General features: G+C 71.0%; 13 protein-coding genes and 1 pseudogene. 7 read left to right on the forward strand and 7 right to left on the reverse strand.

What is annotated here, in order from left to right; translation table 11 throughout:
• Positions 1-12: 12 nt before the first annotated feature.
• Positions 13-969, forward strand: coding sequence for a bifunctional helix-turn-helix transcriptional regulator/GNAT family N-acetyltransferase (locus tag JOD67_RS05845; protein ID WP_307782290.1), 957 nt, complete (start codon positions 13-15; stop codon positions 967-969).
• Here JOD67_RS05845 and JOD67_RS05850 read toward each other — a convergent pair.
• The 5 genes from JOD67_RS05850 to eccB form a co-directional block, all read right to left on the reverse strand.
• Positions 932-2365 carry a DUF6745 domain-containing protein gene (locus JOD67_RS05850; RefSeq protein WP_205116027.1) on the reverse strand — a complete coding sequence of 478 codons (1434 nt, stop codon included), beginning with the start codon at positions 2363-2365 and terminating at the stop codon, positions 932-934. The two genes, JOD67_RS05845 and JOD67_RS05850, sit on opposite strands and share 38 nt — an antisense overlap.
• Complete coding sequence (locus JOD67_RS05855; RefSeq protein WP_205116029.1) at positions 2365-2694, reverse strand: DUF8820 family protein; 330 nt, start codon at positions 2692-2694, stop codon at positions 2365-2367. Before JOD67_RS05855 ends, JOD67_RS05850 begins: the two co-directional genes overlap by 1 nt.
• A gap of 112 nt (positions 2695-2806) precedes the next feature.
• The gene (locus tag JOD67_RS05860; protein ID WP_205116031.1) at positions 2807-3106 is read right to left on the reverse strand and encodes a WXG100 family type VII secretion target; all 300 of its coding nucleotides are present in this window, start codon (positions 3104-3106) and stop codon (positions 2807-2809) included.
• Between the two features lie 47 nt (positions 3107-3153).
• A complete protein-coding gene (locus tag JOD67_RS05865) occupies positions 3154-3441 on the reverse strand; it encodes a WXG100 family type VII secretion target (protein WP_205116032.1) in 288 nt (95 codons plus the stop codon).
• A gap of 275 nt (positions 3442-3716) precedes the next feature.
• Positions 3717-5156: a type VII secretion protein EccB gene (gene eccB / locus JOD67_RS05870; protein WP_205116034.1), complete on the reverse strand. Its 1440-nt coding sequence runs from the start codon at positions 5154-5156 to the stop codon at positions 3717-3719.
• Positions 5157-5214: 58 nt separating this feature from the next.
• Between eccB and JOD67_RS41715 the strand changes: the two genes are divergently transcribed.
• From JOD67_RS41715 to JOD67_RS05885, 3 genes are read left to right on the forward strand one after another with little or no spacing between them, the layout of a single operon-like run.
• On the forward strand, positions 5215-6510 hold the full coding sequence (locus tag JOD67_RS41715) for a type VII secretion protein EccE (RefSeq protein ID WP_205116035.1): 1296 nt from the start codon (positions 5215-5217) through the stop codon (positions 6508-6510).
• On the forward strand, positions 6507-7172 hold the full coding sequence (locus JOD67_RS05880; protein ID WP_205116036.1) for a hypothetical protein: 666 nt from the start codon (positions 6507-6509) through the stop codon (positions 7170-7172). Before JOD67_RS41715 ends, JOD67_RS05880 begins: the two co-directional genes overlap by 4 nt.
• Entirely contained in the window at positions 7169-7894 is a 726-nt protein-coding gene (locus JOD67_RS05885) for an SDR family oxidoreductase (protein WP_307782291.1), read from the forward strand. The genes JOD67_RS05880 and JOD67_RS05885 overlap by 4 nt, the downstream gene beginning before the upstream one ends.
• A 4-nt stretch (positions 7895-7898) precedes the next feature.
• Here the strand turns inward: JOD67_RS05885 and eccD are convergent, their stop codons facing one another.
• Complete coding sequence (eccD, locus tag JOD67_RS05890) at positions 7899-9296, reverse strand: type VII secretion integral membrane protein EccD (RefSeq protein WP_205116043.1); 1398 nt, start codon at positions 9294-9296, stop codon at positions 7899-7901.
• Between the two features lie 276 nt (positions 9297-9572).
• Between eccD and eccCa the strand changes: the two genes are divergently transcribed.
• Complete coding sequence (gene eccCa, locus JOD67_RS05895) at positions 9573-13631, forward strand: type VII secretion protein EccCa (RefSeq protein ID WP_205116046.1); 4059 nt, start codon at positions 9573-9575, stop codon at positions 13629-13631.
• Between the two features lie 110 nt (positions 13632-13741).
• On the forward strand, positions 13742-14836 hold the full coding sequence (locus tag JOD67_RS05900; RefSeq protein WP_205116047.1) for a hypothetical protein: 1095 nt from the start codon (positions 13742-13744) through the stop codon (positions 14834-14836).
• A gap of 4 nt (positions 14837-14840) precedes the next feature.
• Here the strand turns inward: JOD67_RS05900 and JOD67_RS05905 are convergent, their stop codons facing one another.
• On the reverse strand, positions 14841-15680 hold the full coding sequence (locus JOD67_RS05905; protein ID WP_205116048.1) for an AfsR/SARP family transcriptional regulator: 840 nt from the start codon (positions 15678-15680) through the stop codon (positions 14841-14843).
• Positions 15681-16010: 330 nt separating this feature from the next.
• Here JOD67_RS05905 and JOD67_RS39865 point away from each other — a divergent pair.
• Positions 16011-16355: pseudogene (locus JOD67_RS39865) on the forward strand (helix-turn-helix domain-containing protein); the annotation flags it as partial.
• Position 16356 lies beyond the last annotated feature (1 nt).

Consider the following 16356-nt stretch of genomic DNA (forward strand, 5'->3'; position numbering starts at 1 on the left):
CGGAGGCGCACGGTGCCAGAGGTTCCCGCCGAACGAGTGCGCGTCTTCCGCGCGTTCACCCGCTTCTACACCGCGATCATCGGCGCGCTCAGCGAAGGCCTGCTCAAGTCGCCGTACTCGCTTACCGAGGTCCGCGTCATGTACGAGCTCGCCAACCGCGGCGCCACCGACGCCGTCGAGCTGCGCCGCGCGCTCGGCCTGGACGCGAGCTACCTCAGCCGGATCCTCACCCGGTTCGAGTCCGACGGCCTCGTGCTCAAGGCCCGCTCGGAGGTCGACGCCCGCAAGCAGGTCATCGTGCTCACCGACAAGGGCTGGAGCACGTTCGGCGAGCTCGACAAGCGGCAGACCCAGGAGGTCGCCGACCTGCTCGAACGCCTCCCCGAGGAGGACCAGCGCAAGCTCGTCGGCTCGATGGCGACGATCCAGGGCATCCTCGAGGACGCGCCACGCCCGCCCGCGTTCGTGCTCCGCCCGCTCGGCGCCGGCGACTTCGGCTGGGTCGTGCACCGGCACGGCGCGATCTACGGCCAGACGTACGGCTGGGACACCACGTTCGAGGCGTTGGTCGCGCGCATCGTCGCCGACTACGTGGACGACCACGACCCGAGGCGCGAGTCCGCCTGGATCGCCGAGGTCGACGGCGAGCCGATGGGCTGCGTGTTCTGCGTACGCGACGACGACAGGACCGCGCGGCTCCGGCTACTGCTCGTCGAGCCCGGCGCGCGCGGCATGGGCATCGGTAAGCGCCTGGTCGAGGAGTGCGTCCGGTTCGCGCGGCGCGCCAGGTACGAGCAGCTGGTGCTGTGGACGAACGACGTTCTCCACGACGCCCGCCGCATCTACCAGCGCGCCGGCTTCCAGCTGGTCGAGGAGGGCAAGCACCACAGCTGGGGCGCCGACCTGGTCGAGCAGACCTGGAAGCTGGACCTCAGGTCTGACGCTGCGGGCGGTACTCCTCCGGCGTGAAGCCGAACGTCCACGCGACCGCCTCGTGCGCGGTCGTCACCTCGGGCGGCACGCGCAGCCAGTAGTCCCGGAACGTGCCGTCCGGCTCCGGAGTCGAGTTCACGACCTTGACGAACTGCAGCGGCTCCGCGCCGTGCCGCAGCTGCCAGAGCTCGCCGAAGTCGTCCTGCTGAACGAGCTTCCCCTCGGCCGCGCGCAGGTACTTCTCGGTGCCGTACCGGTCGATCATCACGCGCCTGACCTCGGCGTTCTCCTCGTACGTGATCCGGTCGACCCGGAGCGTCCCGGGCGCCTCGACGATCTGCTGGGTCACGCGGACGCCGTGTACGAACCACAGCGACCAGCCGTCCCGCCAGACGATCGCGGGGTCGTCCTCGCAGTGCGGGCGGAGGCTGTCGTCGGGGTCGAGGTGGAGCAGCCCCGGGCGGTCGGTGACCAGGACGAACGAGCGGTGCGGCCACCACCAGCCGACCGTGCTCGTCAAGGCCTCCGCGGCGCCGAGCGTGCCGACGAACTCCGCCCTCGCCAGCTGGGCGACGTCCCACTGGCCGACCATCGGACGGGGAGCGGGGAACGCCCGATCGATCCACCCGAACCGGACGGCGCCCGCGACCGCTGCGTCGACCGCCTCTGACACCGCGCCGTTGATCGCCTCCCCGAGCGCCTCGAGGGGACGGACGATCGTCGCGTCCACCTGATCGCCGGCCGTCCACGGACGCGCCCCGCGCAGGGTCGAGGTCTCGAACGTGGGCTCGCCCCGGTACGCGGCGATGATGCCGTTCACCAACCCGGACAGGACCAGGGCCGCGAGCCCGCCGATCACCGTGCCGGCGACCAGCCCGAGGACGACCGCCCAGCCTGTCGACAGGTCGAACTGGAACCGGGCCAGGACGAACGCGCCCACGCAGCCGACCAGCGCGCCGATCCCGAGCGAGGTCCCGGCGGCCAACGACAGCGCGTCCTGGAACTCGTTGACGACCGGGTCGACCCGGACCGGCGCGGCCTTGGGCTCGCGCGACGGAACGGGCAGCCCGACGGCGCGCATGACGGCGTCGGTGACCGCCTGCCGTGCGTTGTCGTCGACGCGCGACCGGCGCAGCGTACGGCGGACCAGCCGGTCGACCAGGGGAGCGCCGCGTCGCCGGAGGGCGCCGCGGCGGCGGGTGAGCAGCCAGTCGGCGATCGGCGCGGCGAGCGCGCCGACGATCGGTGAGGAGACGCGGACGACTCGGTCCGGCCAGGGCAGGTCGTTCGCCGCGTAGAGAGCCTGGGCGCCGCGTTCGAACTCCGGGAAGTCGGCCTCGTCGGTGCAGATCGCGACGCGGCTCCAGCGCGCCGTTGTCGCGGCCGCCTGCCCGAGCTGCTGCTTGGTGAGCCGCTCGGGGGGCTGCGCCATCAGTCCGCGATGAGTCGCGGCGGGCGCTTGGGCGAGACGTACTCGCGCTGCCGGCGTACCTCGTACGTCCCCGGCGCGAGCGTGATCGCGCCGTGCTCCTCGTGCGTGAGCGTCACCTCGCGGGTGATCTCGAGGAACCGCTGGTCCACGTCGGCGAGCTCGTACAACGTGGCGTCCGGGTCCCGGATCGCGTGGGCGTGCCCGGTGACCTCGCCGAGCGCGAGCACGACGCGGCCGGCGTCGTCGCGCGGGACCGGGCGGGTGCCGGTCGGCATCGTGGGTACGCGGACGATGAGAACGTCACCCTGGCGGGCGATGAACGGCTCCATGGTGTCCCTCCCTTCGGCCCTCTCCAGAATCACTCGTGACGGCCGAGACGACAAGATCCCGGCCACCGCCGAAGCGATGGCCGAGATCTCACGTCTGGTGCCCGAGAGCCGCTCAGCCCTCGAAGATGCCGACGCCGTCGCGCTCGGCCTGGTTGTAGTTGCCGTGGACGTCCTCGACGCCCGCACCGAGCCGCTCGAGCACGTCGTTCAGCTCGTTCGCGTCCTTGTCCCACTGCTTCTTCGCCGTGGTGTACGCGCCGCGGGCGTCACCGGTCCACTCGGCGAGGCGAGACTCGACGACTGTCTCCAGGTCGTCCAGCTCGTCCTTGGTCATCCGGTAGGCGCTACGCAGGTCGGCGACCGCCTGCGTCATCGCGCCGGCGTTCCATTGAGTGAAGCTGCCGTCGCTCATAGTCGATCAGATCCTCCGTCTAGTCCGTCAAGCAAGTACGTCGCGGGTCAGGTCTTGTTGTTGAGAAGAGCGTCGAACTTGCTGATCGACTCCTGGCTGCCCTGCTCGATCGCCTCGTAGTTGATCTTGGTCTTGCCGAGCTTCTCGATCAGGCCGTTGAGCGTGTCCAGGATGCTCTTCAGCTTCTCCTCGTAGGTGCCGATGACCCTCTCGAACGTGAGCGAGGTGTTGCCCTGCCACGTCGCCCGCAGCTCGTCCTTGCTCTGGATGATGCGGTCGCGGATGCTGTCGATGGTGTTGAGCGCCTGCTCGCACCGGTCGGCAGCCTGACCCATCGCAGCTCGGTCTTGGCTGACGTTTCCCACACTTACCTCCTCGGTCGGTCCGGGCGTCTCCCGGTGCCGTTGTTCCCCGGCGTCATGTCTCGCGCCATACCTGACGTAGTAGGGGTGCGTGCCGGTTCCGTTGACCTCGTCCCCCGTCTGCTTCGGCGACGATACGAAGGTCGAGAACCTGCTTGGCACTCCAACGCGAGCACAACGCTAGCCCGAAACGCCCGGTCGGCGACAAGTCGGCTACGTCAAGCTGTGGATAACTCGCCGAGAATCTTCTATTTGGCCGGTGCGGCGACAGGCGGAGCGACAGGCGCGGGGCGGCCGGCGTCCTCCACGTTCAGCGCCGGACCCTGGGGTACGAGGCGCAGGATCGCGGACGGGACCTCGACCGGCTTCACGCCGCCGTAGCCCAGCTTGGCGAGCGTGTCCTCGTTCGGCACCGGGAACTTCACCCCCGCGTCCGTCACCAGGTAGAACGCGCTCGGCGGCGAGTCGGCCGACGGCCGAGCCGCCACGATCGCCGCCTGGCCGGAGGGAACGGTCACGTGGTCGGCGGTGAGCCCCGTCCCCACGCCCGCGTCCGACTCGGTGCCGGCCGCCGCCTCGGGCAGCTCGCCGCCCGTCGTGATCCGCAGCGGCTTGCCGGGCTCGTCGAGCCACGCGCAGACGGTCGCGCCCGCCCCGCTCACCAGGCCCAAGCTCTTCGGGATCTCGCGCGGCAGGCCTTGAGTGTCGAGCTGCTTGGAAGACTGCGGTGCCTGGTTGATCGCGCTGATCGAGACCTCGGTCGCGCCGGTGGAGCCCGCGGGCTGGAAGTTCACCTCGGCCCCGTACAGCAACGCTGCCTGGGTCTCGGTGATCTGGGACAACCCGTCCGCCTGCATCACGTACCAGGCGACCTCGTTGTTGATCGCCCGCGTCGTGAACACCTGGCCGATCGTCGTCGGGTTGCCGGCCACCTCGAGCCCTGGATTACCCCGCGCGCTGATCACCAGCGGCTTGAGCGCCTCGCCGGGGGCGACGGCGTTCAGCCAGGCGAGGCCGACCGTGGTGTTCGCGAGGTCGGGGAGCAGCAGGCTGCGCATCGACGGCTTGTCGGTCTCGTGGCGCGTTCCCCGTCCGACGTACCAGAGCGTGTTGCCGCCCGAGGAGACCACCAGCGCCTGGTCGCCGACGTCGGTCGTGCCGAGGTCCGTACGGCCGACGAGCACGTCGACCTCGGGCTTCGTCCCCTGGTCCGCGGCGACTTCCTTGCTGCAGATCGTCCACGGCTTGGAGACGATGTTGTCCTTGTCAGGAAGGGAATCCGGCGCGCCGAGGATGCCGAGAGCAGGTCCGCGCGGGGTGTCCGCGAGCGACTCCCGCGACACCCGCTGGATCTTCACCTCGTCGCCGAGCAGCAGCCGCGCGGAGGTGAAGTTGACGATCGGGTTCAGGATCTTCTCGTCCGCGCGATAGATGTACCTGGTCCCGGTCTCCTTCTCGACGATCAGCGCGCCGCCGTTCTGCCACGCGCGGGCGCTGTTGCCGGTGAGCCAGCCGTACAGCCCGACGCCCGCGCAGGCGAGGATGCCGACCATGATCCCGGAGAACGTGGACACCATCACGCGACGCATCGGCTGCTCGGGCGACTCGGGGTGGTTGCCGAGCAGGGATGCCAGGATCCGCTTGATGAGGAACCGGTAGGCCTGTAGTTGGTCGCGTCGCGTCTGCATGTCGGGGCCTAGGATAGGCCCCGGTCTCGACCAGTGACGGAAGGGAAGGGCGCGGAGGGTGTCTGCCGTACGACAGCAACCCAGGTCCGCTCCTGCCCGGCCTCGCCCCGCGCAGCGCCGAGCGCAGCGCAAGGGCACCCGGAGGCCGGCGAACTCGCGGCACCGGCTGGCCCGCTCGTACCTCGGCCGCCACCTCGGCCCGGTCCCGCTCGGCCCGCTGATCTGCTGGCAGCTCGCGCTCGGGCTGCTCGCGGTCGGCTTCGGCCGCGGCGGCCTGCTGATCCTGCTCGGCGCCCTGGCCGTCATCGTGGTCGCGGTCTTCACGCTCGTGCCGGTCAACGCGCGGCCGCTGTGGCGCGCGATCGGTGTGTGGCTGAGGTTCAACTCCCGGTCGTCCCGCGCCCAGATCGCGCCGCCGCACGATCCGGAGCTGGCGCCGCTGCGCGAGTGGCTGCCGGACCTCGAGCTCACCTCGATCGTGGGCAAGCGCGGCGGGCCGCAGATCGGCGTCTGTTACGACGGATCGGCGTACGTCGTCGTCCTCGGCCCGGACGGCGAGGACCTGATCTCGTCCGCCGAGCCCGTCAACGTGCCGTTGCGCGCGCTCGCCGACATCGGCCAGGCGGAGGGCGTACGGCTGGCGTCCGCGCAGCTCGTGGTCCGCACCGTTCCGGCGCCCGCGCCGACGCTCGGCCCGTACGGCGCCCAGCTCGCCGAGTCGTACCACGAGGTCAACCAGGCGGCGGCCGCGCCGGCTCAGGTGTCGTGGTGGATCGCGCTGCGGCTGGAGCCGTCGTGGTCGGGGACGTCGTTCGCGCTGGAGAGCGACGACGAGGACGGCATCCGGCGCGGCCTGCGTCGTGCCGCCGCCGCGGCGACCCGCGTGCTGTCGTCGTCCGGGCTGCCCTGCAAGTCCCTCGACGAGGCCGAGCTCCGCGACGTTCTCCAGCTCACCACGGCGTCCGACCCCCGGCAGGTGCCGCCCGCCGCCCGGGTCCGCCGCAGCAAGGAGACCTGGCTGTCCTGGACCTGCGACGGGTCCGCGCACGCGACGGCGTGGGTACGCAAGTGGCCGACCCGTGGGCTGCCGTCGATGGCGCAGCTGCTGAACGCGATGGCCGGGCTCCCAGCGCTGTCGGCGACCGCGTCGCTGTCGCTGTCGTGGCCGCCGGAGAACGAGGTGCGCTGCTCGGCGTTCGTCCGCATCACCTCCGACGGTCCGAGGAACGCCCGGACCGGCATCGACCACCTGTACCGCGGCCTGTCCCGCAGCGGCTTCGGGCTGACCAAGCTCGACGGCGAACAGGTCCCCGGCCTGCTGGCCACGATCCCGCTCGGAGGTGGACCGGCATGAGGATGGCGCCTGCCGTGCCCGGACACGCGACGCACGCCGAGGAGCTGACCGGCGCCGCCGTTCGCCTCCCGCCCGGCGGGGTCGTGCTCGGCTCCGGCCAGGACGGCGTGCTCGTCGTACGGCTCTTCCGCGCGCAGCCCGTCCGCCTGTGCATCCACTCGGCCGGTCAGCTCGCGCAGCTGATCGCGTACCGGGCGATGGCGCTCGGCGCGCACGTGACCGTGGTGACCGACACCGTGTCGGCGTGGAGCCGGCTGGTGCAGTCCGTTCCGCGCGGTCCGGCGTGGTTCACCGTGCTGCCGGCGGGCTCGCGGGTGACGGCGACGGGAACGATCACGCGGCCGTCGCTGGTGATCGACGCGACGAGCGACAACCGCGCGCTGCCTCGGTGGGAGCAGGGGCAGTGGCAGACGTTCGCCTCGGTGGATCGCGAGATCACGCCGTCCGACCTGCACGTCTTGCGGACGTACGACCTGCTGGTCACCCAGCGGCTGCAGCCGACGGCCGCGGAGATCGCGCGGCGAGCGTTCGGCCTGGCCCCTGACCGCGCGACCTGGCTGACGCAGATGCCGGCCGGGGTGCTGGCCGTGGCGGCGCCTGGTCAGCTGGCCTTCGGGCAGATGACCGTGAGCAACGCCGAGCAGCGGCTGCTGGGCTCGTGAGCGCGCTCGTCACCGGCGCCTCGCGCGGGCTGGGTGCGGTGATGGCCGTTCACCTCGCTCGTGCTGGGCATGCCGTCGCGGTGAACTATCACGCGGGTGCCGCGCTCGCTGACGAGGTCGTCGCGTCGATCCGGTCCGCTGGCGGAGTGGCCGAGGCGTTCGGGGCGGACGTGACCGACGAGGCCGCGGTGACCGACTTGGTGGCTCGCGTCACCGCGTCGCTCGGGCCGGTGGACGTGCTGGTGTGCAATGCGACCGGTCCCCAACCTGCTGTCCCCGTTGAGGATTTGACGTGGGAGGACCACCTCGACCAGCTGCGGTTCTTCGTGAAGTCGCCGACGCTGTTGTTGCGCGAGGTGCTGCCGGCGATGAAGGAACGCGGGCGCGGGCGGGTGATCCAGATCGGCTCGGACATGTTCGAGCGGGCGCTGCCACGTTCGTCGGCGTACGTCGCGGCGAAGGGCGCGCAGCTCGGGCTGACCCGCTCGTGGGCGCGTGAGCTCGGGCCGCACGGCATCACGGTCAACTACGTCGCGCCGGGCTGGATCCCGGTCGAACGGCACGAGGGCGCGTCGACGGCGGGGTACATCGCGGAGACGCCGATGAGCCGGCAGGGCGTGCCGGACGACATCGCGGCGGCAGTCGTCTATCTCGCGAGTGAGGCGGCTTCGTTCGTCACCGGGACGCGGCTCACCGTCAACGGTGGGCACACGATCGACTGAGCTGTTAGCCGAGCCACTCCAGGATCATCTGGTAGACGCCGACCACGCCGAGCGTCAGTGGGACGACCGCCAGCAGCACGACGACCTCGAACAGGTCGGTCGCGCGTGCCCAGTACGGCGACACCCGGCGGCCCGGCATCGTGACCGCCCACGCGCCGAGCGCGGCGGCGACGACGAGGCAGGGCAGGCCGACGATGAGCAGCACGGTCGCGTTGTGCTGGTCGGTCACGAGGCGGAACACGAGCAGGAACGCGCACGCGACGCCGCCCCAGATCAGCCACAGGCGTTGGGTTCTGCCGAGGTAGTGCCGCGCTCGGAGCAGCAGCCCGAGGGCGACGACGCCGGTCAGCGCAGGCCCGAACCAGCTGTCGTCGCGGATCAGGAAGATGCTGCCGATGACCGCGACCCCGGTCGTCGCCGCCATCAACGCGGCGACGAGCCGGTCAGCGGTGATCGCCTGCTGCAGCACGGTCGGTCCGGGCAGGACGTCGGTCTGCCGGCGGAGGTCGTCCGCGCCGGCGGGTAGCTGCGGGATCGGCAGCCTGGCCAGGCGGGCGGCGAACGTGGGCACGAACGGTGCGATCGCCAACGTGATCGCGACCGCGATCGCCGCGGCCGCCGCAGCGTCGGTGTTGAACGCGAGCCTGATGACACACGCGATCGCGCCGATCGTCGCGGCCGCGCCGGCGCCGAAGAACCCGTCCCAGCCGGCCACGATGCCGAACGCCGCGAGCGTCGCGAGAACGAGCGCGAGGGCGCAGCCCATCAGCAGATGGGGTGGGCCGAACGCGAGGAGCGGCTTGTCGCCGCCGAGCGCGAGCAGGCCGCCGAGCGCGCCGTACGCCACGCCGCAGGCGCCGAGGTACGCGCCGACGCCGGCCTGGGAGAACGCGCGGGACATCGCCACGCCGCCGAGCACGAGCCCGACGCCGGCGACCAGCATCACGACGGTCGGGACGGTCCACGACGGGCCGCTGCCGAGCGCGACGAGGGCGCCCACGACGAAGAACAGGCCGGAGGCGACGAGGCCGACGCGGCGGGTGTCGGACGGCTGCCAGGCGGGGCGGTGGCTTCTCGTGGCGGTGGAGATCGCGTCGGCGACGTCGTCGAAGGAGAACTCGGGGAGCGCGGACTCGCGGTGCCTGAGGTAGAGGACGTCGCCGTCTCGTACGCCGAGGACGGACAGGCGCTGCGACGGGTCGAAGGCGGTCTCGCCCAGCCGCTGGAGGACCCAGCCGGTGCGCAGGAACGCGGGGTCGTCGGGGTTCTCGCCGGCGTGCCGGAGGAGGGTCGGCAGCAGGTCCGCGAGCGGCGCCTCGGCGGGCAGCGCGAGGTCCATCCGCGTCCGGGGTGCGACCACTGTGACGCGGCAGAGCTCGACTCCACTAGTCGCGTCGACCACGTACGGCTCCTTCTTGTCACCCTGGCCAAGCCCCCGCCGACCCCGGAGACTACCGTCCACGTCTCGCCCCCGGCCAAACCCACCACCGCACGCCGGCCGTTTGGGCGTGGCCCGTGCCGGGCACTGGCCCGGTTCTCGTCCACAAGCCGACCCCATCGCCGACTTATCCCCAGATCTGGACGTCCACGCCTCGGCCGGCGACCGTCTGTCGAGCTACCCGACTAAAGTTCACCCCAGACCGACTCAGACTCACGCCGACGGGGAAAGGGGTCCGACGTGAGCACGACGCTCTACCGGCGACCACCTCGCCGGCCGCCACCGCCGATGCCGAAGGGCGAGGTGCTCTTCGAGTCGCCTCCTGAGCTGCCCGAGGTCACCACCGGCTCGTCGATGCAGAAGATGATCGGCATCCTTCCGATGCTCGCCGGCGGCGCGTCGATGGCGTTCCTGTTCACCTCCGGCCGCGACACCATGCGGCTGGTCGCCGGCGGCATGATGGCGCTGTCCATGTTCGGCATGTACTTCAGCCAGATGGGCGGGCGCGGCGACGAGCGCAAGCAGGAGGTCGACGCGAGTCGGCGCGACTACATGCGCTACCTCTCCCAGCTGCGCCGGCGCGTACGGTCCGCGGCGGAGAAGCAGCGCGAGGGCCTCGAGTGGCGCTACCCCGATCCCGACAACCTCTGGGCGATCCCGCTCAGCAAACGGCTCTGGGAGCGCCGCGCCGCCGACCGGGACTTCGGGCACATACGCGTGGCCCGCGGGCCGCAGCAGTTCGTGCTCAACCTCGTCGCCCCGGAGACGAAACCGGTCGAGGATCTCGAGCCGGTCTCCGCCGGCGCGCTGCGCAGGTTCATCCAGACGTACCGCGTCGTCCCCGACGTTCCGATCTCGCTGTCCCTCCGCGGGTTCGCGCACATCCGTTTCGAGGGTGACCCGACCGCGATCCGCGAGCTCGCCCGCGCCATGCTCGGCCACCTCGTGTCGCTGCACGCGCCGCACGAGCTGATGACCGCGTACTGCGTCGGGCCCGACCGGCGCGGCGAGTGGGACTGGGCCAAGTGGCTCCCGCACGCACTGCACCCCACGACGTACGACGGCGCCGGCAACGCCCGGCTGGTCACGGCCTCGCTGTCGGAGCTCGAACGACTCCTCGGCAACCTCACCGAGAACCGGCCGTACTTCACCGCCAACGGCGCCCCGATCCCCGACCAACCGCACATCGTGGTGATCCTCGACGGCGGCCACGCGAGCTACGACGCGCGGCTGCTGAGCGCGCCGCCGCACGGCATCACGCTGTTCGACCTCACCGGCACCGCGGTCCGCGGTGGCGGCGAGGGCATGCTCCGGCTGCACGTGAGCGCCGACGACGTCGCCGTGGTCCGTACGGACGCCGATGGCCAGGCTCGTCGGCAGTCCCTCGGCACCGCCGACCGGCTCAGCGTCCCGGAGATGGAGTCCCTCGCCCGGCAGCTCGCCCCGCTGCGCTCGACCACGCCGGCCGGCGTCGAGGCGACCGAAGAGGTCGAGGTCGAGGAGAAGCCGGTCCTCACCGACCTCACGCTCACCAACCTGCTGGGCATCCGGGACGCGTTCGCGATCGACCCGGCCGTCGTCTGGCGGCCGCGCCCCTCCCGCGAGCGGCTGCGGACGCCGTTCGGCGTGACGCCACAAGGTGTGCCGGTCGAGCTGGACATCAAGGAGTCGGCGCAGGGCGGCATGGGCCCGCACGGGTTGGTCATCGGTGCGACCGGCTCGGGTAAGTCCGAGCTGCTCCGGACGATGGTGCTCGGCCTGACCATGACGCACTCGTCCGACGTGCTCAACCTCGTGCTGGTCGACTTCAAGGGTGGTGCGACGTTCCTCGGGCTGGACGACCTGCCGCACGTGTCGGCGACGATCACCAACCTCGAGGACGAGCTCATCCTCGTCGACCGCATGCAGGACGCGCTCGCCGGTGAGATGAACCGCCGGCAGGAGCTGCTCCGCTCCGCCGGCAACTACGCCTCGCTGCGCGACTACGAGGAGGCGCGCGAGAAGGGCGCGCCGCTCGACCCGATGCCGTCGCTGTGGGTCGTTGTCGACGAGTTCTCCGAGCTGCTGACCGCGAAGCCGGAGTTCATCGAGCTGTTCGTGATGATCGGCCGGCTCGGCCGGTCGCTCGGCGTGCACCTGCTGCTCGCCTCGCAGCGACTGGAGGAGGGTCGGCTGCGCGGGCTCGACACGCACCTGTCGTACCGGATCGGTCTGCGGACCTTCTCCGCCGGCGAGAGCCGCGTGGTGCTGGGCGTGCCGGACGCGTACGAGCTGCCGCGCGAGCCCGGACACGGCTACCTCAAGGTGGCCACCGAGAACCTCGTGCAGTTCCGCGCCGCGTACGTGTCGGGCATCTACAAGCGGCCGGCGGCGCAGGCCGCGGTCGAGGCGGTGCGCACGGTGGCGGGCGAGCCCGTGCAGCGGCAGCCGCAGATCACCGCGTACACGACGGACTACGTCGAGCCGCAGGCCGAGCCCGTCGAGGAGCTGCCGCCGGAGCCGGTCGCGCTCCAGGAGCCGGAGCAGCAGCCGGAGTCGACCGAGCCGCAGAAGGTGCTGCTCGACCTGGTCGTCGACCAGCTTCGCGACCAGGGTCGGCCGGCGCACGCGGTCTGGTTGCCGCCGCTGGACGAGCCGCCGACGATCAACGAGCTGCTGCCGCCGCTCGAGGTCTCCGCCGAGCTCGGGCTCAACACGGTGCAGTGGGACGGCCGCGGGCGGCTGCACGCGCCGGTCGCGATCGTGGACCGTCCGTACGACCAGCGCCGCGACCCGCTCTGGATCGACCTGTCCGGCGCGGCCGGGCACGTCGGCATCGTCGGCGGTCCGCAGAGCGGCAAGAGCACGCTGCTGCGGAGCCTGATGTCCTCGTTCGCGTTGACGCACACGCCGGACGAGGTGCAGTTCTACTGCCTCGACTTCGGTGGCGGCACGCTGTCCGCCCTGCAGGGACTGCCGCACGTCGGCGGGGTCGCGGCCCGGCTCGAGACCGACGCCGTACGCAGGACGATCGGCGAGCTGACCTCGTTGCTGGAGTCGCGCGAGGTGATGTTCACCGAGCACGGCGTGGACTCGATCGCCGGGTATCGGCGACTGCGGCGGACCGGGCGGATCGCGCCGGACCGGTTCGCGCCGGACGTCTTCCTCGTCGTCGACGGCTGGATGACGCTGCGCCAGGACTACGAGACGCTCGAGGCCACGATCACCCAGCTCGCTGCGCGCGGTCTCGGTTACGGCATCCACGTCGTGCTGACCGCGAACAAGTGGTCGGAGTTCCGGATCACGATCAAGGACGTGATCCAGACCCGGCTGGAGCTCAAGCTCGGTGACGCGTACGACTCCGAGGTCAACCGGCGGGCGGCGACGAACGTGCCGGCCAACCGCCCGGGTCGCGGCCTCTCGCCGGACGGGCTGCACTTCCTTTCCGCGCTGCCGCGAGTGGACGACGTGCACGAGGCCGAGGACCTCGCTGACGGCGTGAAGGCGATGGTCGAGTCGGTCGCGCAGGCTTGGCAGCGTCCTGCTGCTCCGCCCGTACGGCTGCTGCCGCTGGAGCTGCCGTTCGAGTCGCTGCCGAAGGCTGGCGCGGATGTCCGGTCGGGCGTGCCGATCGCCATCGACGAGGACGAGCTGGCGCCGGTCTACCTCGACTTCGACGAGGAGCCGCACTTCGTCGTGTTCGGCTCGAACGAGTGCGGAAAGTCCAACCTGCTCGAGGTGATCGCCAAGGGCATCGTGGCTCGGCACGAGCCGAAGGACGCCCGCATCGTGATGGTCGACTTCCGGCGTTCGCTGCTGGAGGCGATCGACACCGAGCACCTGATCTCGTACGCGGCCTCGTCCGACGCGGCGGGCTCGATGATGAAGGACCTCGCGTCGTCGCTCCGCAAGCGGATGCCCGGGCCCGACGTCACGCCCGACCAGCTGAAGAACCGCACCTGGTGGTCCGGGTCGGACATCTACATCATCGTGGACGACTACGACCTGGTGGCGACCTCGTCCGGCAACCCGCTCGCACCGGTCGCCGACCTGGTGAGCCAGGCCCGCGACATCGGCCTGCATCTGATCATCTCGCGCGGCTTCGGCGGTGCGGGCCGGGCGATGTACGACCCGATCATCCAGCGCATCCGCGACCTCGGCTGCCCCGGCCTGATCATGAGCGGCACCAAGGACGAGGGCGCGCTCTGGGGCGGCATCCGCGGCGCCCCGCTCCCCGCCGGCCGCGGCACGTTCATCTCCCGCCGCGTCGGCACCAAGCTCATCCAGACCGGCTACATTCCGAAGCCCGACGACAACTGACCCCCCGAGGTCATCAGGCCCGCTGCAGCTGAGCTGCAACGGGCCTGAAATCTGTGCGCCCACCCTGCTGACCAAGCAGATACCTCGAAACCCTCGAAGGGGTGGGCACCATGACCGCACGGTCACCCGAGCAGATCCTCAACTCCATCGTCCAGAAGCAGGGACGAGGAGCGACGGTACGGCGGAAGCTGGCGGCGAACAAGGAGCGCAACTGGATGCTCGCGCTCACGCTCAAGGCGTTCGCCAAGCTGGCCGACAACGAGAAGCTGACCGACCTCGACCAGACGATCGTCGACGCGTACCGCAAGAACGGCTACACCGACGCCAAGCTCAAGGAGCAGGGCAAGCTCGCCAAGGGCCTCAGCCAGCAGGTGCGGGACGAGATCTTCCCGCAGGCCTACGCCCGGCTCGACACCGCCACCAAGGCGTACGCGCTCAAGGACCTCGAGCGCGACGCCGACGGCATCGTCAAGCGCGTCTTGACGCAGCGGAACGTCAACCACATCGACGTGCACGGGATCCACGCGGGCCGTGCCAGCCTGCGCGACTTCCCGAGCATCAGCCGCTCCGTCCTGAGCGAGACCGGCGCCGAGATGATGGTCGCCACCGAGTCGGCGGTCGCGCCGGCGAACGGGCGCTACACGATCAAGGCGACCTCGTTCCGCTGCAACGACCGGCAGACCGACAGCGTGTTCGGGCCGTCGAACGAGCCGTACTGGATCTTCGGCTCGCTGGGCAACAACACCGCGGTCACGACGCGCAGCCAGGAGTTCAGCGACGTCGACAACGGCGAGTCCCGCACGTTCGCCTCCGGCGAGGGCTGCATCTGGGGCCAGAACTGCTCCGCCCAGACGCTGCCCGAGGGCGAGGTCGGCTCGCTCGTCGCCCTGTGGGAGCACGACGAGGGCAACAAGGAGGAGGTCCGCAAGGGTGTCGCGGCGGCGTTCGCGGCAGCGGCGGGCATCCTTGCGGCGACCGGTGTGGCCGCCTGGGTGGCGGCCGTCGTCGCCGGCGTCGGCGGCGTCGTGCAGTGGCTGCTCGGCTTCATGGACGACGACCACATCGCCGACCAGACGTTCGTGTTCACCCGCGACGTGGTGCAGAAGCAGATCCCGAGCGTCGGCCAGTCGTTCAACGTCACCCGCCGGTTCACCGACGGCGACGGCGACTACACGCTGACGCTCAAGGTCACGCACGCCTCGTAGGGTCCTACGACCGCAAGATCGCCAGATGCAGCTCCCTCGTCACCGACGCCGGGTCCACCCCGAGGTCCGCGGCGAGGGACTGCCGGAACTTCTCGTACGCACGCAACGCCCGCGCTGGTTCACCCGCGCGGGCGTGTGCGCGCATCAGCAACCGGCACGCCGTCTCGTCGAGCGGGTCGACCACCAGCGCCGACATCGCCGTGGACTGCGCGAGCCGTACATCGCCGACCGCACAGGCCGCGCCCGCCACCGCGTGCCGCGCCCTCCGGCAGAGCTCACCGTGGAACGCTCGCGCCGGCTCGGCCCAGTCCGCGCAGCCCTGGTCGGAGAGCACCAGCCCACGCTGCAAGGAACGCAACGCCGACCGCGCCGGCTGGAGCGCGTGTGCGGGATCGCCCACGGCCAGCGCCGCCTCCGAACGGGTGACCAGCCGGACCACCTCGTAGAGGTCGACCTGAACCCGTTCGCCCAGCCGGTACCCGCTGCGACCACCGACCACGGCGAACTGCCCGAGCACCCCGCGCAGCCGGCTCACCAGCGTCGCGGCCGAGGCTTCCGGCCGCCGTGGCGGCCGGTCCTCCCACACGACGTCGACCAGCCGGTCGACCCCGACGACGCACCCGCGCTCGACCGCGAGCAGCGCGAGCAGGGTCCGGCCCTTCCGGCTGCCCACCTCCGCGGGCGGCCGGACCTGACCGGCGAGCACGACGGTCAGCGGGCCGATGACCTGGACGACCACGGCGGGCGGGTCCGTACGTGGTCGGATCGCCGCTCCTCGGCACACCGGACGGGTGTGCCGCTCCACGATCCCCTGCCGTCCCCAACGCACGTTGCCGCCCGACATCTCCGCACCCGTCTCCCTGGTCGCGGATCCGGCTGCACGTCGCTGTCCCACCCCCGGTTGTGGCCTCTGTCCGCGATACCTCAGCACGACTGTGCGCCGGCCGACGACCGCCCACCACGGTCGCCGCACCTTAGATTTCGGCCGCTGCGCCTTAGGCTCGATCTTTCGTCCGGCGGTGGGTTCGACCGGTCCGGCCCCGCCGAGGGCCAATGATCATGTAAACATGGTCATTGAGCCTTTTTCATCGTGGCGGCGTGGTGGCGGGTGTGGTGAGGCCCTCTTCGGTAGAAGTGCGATCGCCAAGATCAACTTCAAGCCGAAGAGGGCCTCATGCTGAGATATCCTGCCACCCTTCCGGGTCTGTCCACCGTCCAGCTGTGCTATCTGGCGAAGCTGCTGCGGGCTCATCGCCAGCGGATCGGGTCGAGGTGGCGCAAGCTGTCGCCGGGCCGGCAGGCGTTGCTGGTGTTGGCGTATCTGCGCAAGAACGAGACATACGAGGCGTTGGCGGCCGGGTTCGGGATCGGCGTGGCAACGGCGTGGCGCTATATCCAGGAAGCGGTCCGGCTGCTCGCCGATCAGGCACCCACACTGGTCGAGGCGTGCTGGCAGCTGGCCTGGTCGGGGTCGAACTTCGCGTTCGCCGATGGCACCGCGGTGCCGATCGACCGGGTCC

The organism is Tenggerimyces flavus, assembly GCF_016907715.1.
Lineage (GTDB): Bacteria > Actinomycetota > Actinomycetes > Propionibacteriales > Actinopolymorphaceae > Tenggerimyces > Tenggerimyces flavus.

What these genes read in the sequence shown, in the direction of transcription:
- JOD67_RS05850 (WP_205116027.1), bottom strand. Translation starts at nt 2,365, where the DNA reads ATGGCGCAGCCCCCCGAGCGGCTCACCAAGCAGCAGCTCGGGCAGGCG.
- JOD67_RS05855 (WP_205116029.1), bottom strand. Translation starts at nt 2,694, where the DNA reads ATGGAGCCGTTCATCGCCCGCCAGGGTGACGTTCTCATCGTCCGCGTA.
- JOD67_RS05860 (WP_205116031.1), bottom strand. Translation starts at nt 3,106, where the DNA reads ATGAGCGACGGCAGCTTCACTCAATGGAACGCCGGCGCGATGACGCAG.
- JOD67_RS05865 (WP_205116032.1), bottom strand. Translation starts at nt 3,441, where the DNA reads ATGGGTCAGGCTGCCGACCGGTGCGAGCAGGCGCTCAACACCATCGAC.
- eccB (WP_205116034.1), bottom strand. Translation starts at nt 5,156, where the DNA reads ATGCAGACGCGACGCGACCAACTACAGGCCTACCGGTTCCTCATCAAG.
- JOD67_RS05880 (WP_205116036.1), top strand. Translation starts at nt 6,507, where the DNA reads ATGAGGATGGCGCCTGCCGTGCCCGGACACGCGACGCACGCCGAGGAG.
- JOD67_RS05900 (WP_205116047.1), top strand. Translation starts at nt 13,742, where the DNA reads ATGACCGCACGGTCACCCGAGCAGATCCTCAACTCCATCGTCCAGAAG.
- JOD67_RS05905 (WP_205116048.1), bottom strand. Translation starts at nt 15,680, where the DNA reads ATGTCGGGCGGCAACGTGCGTTGGGGACGGCAGGGGATCGTGGAGCGG.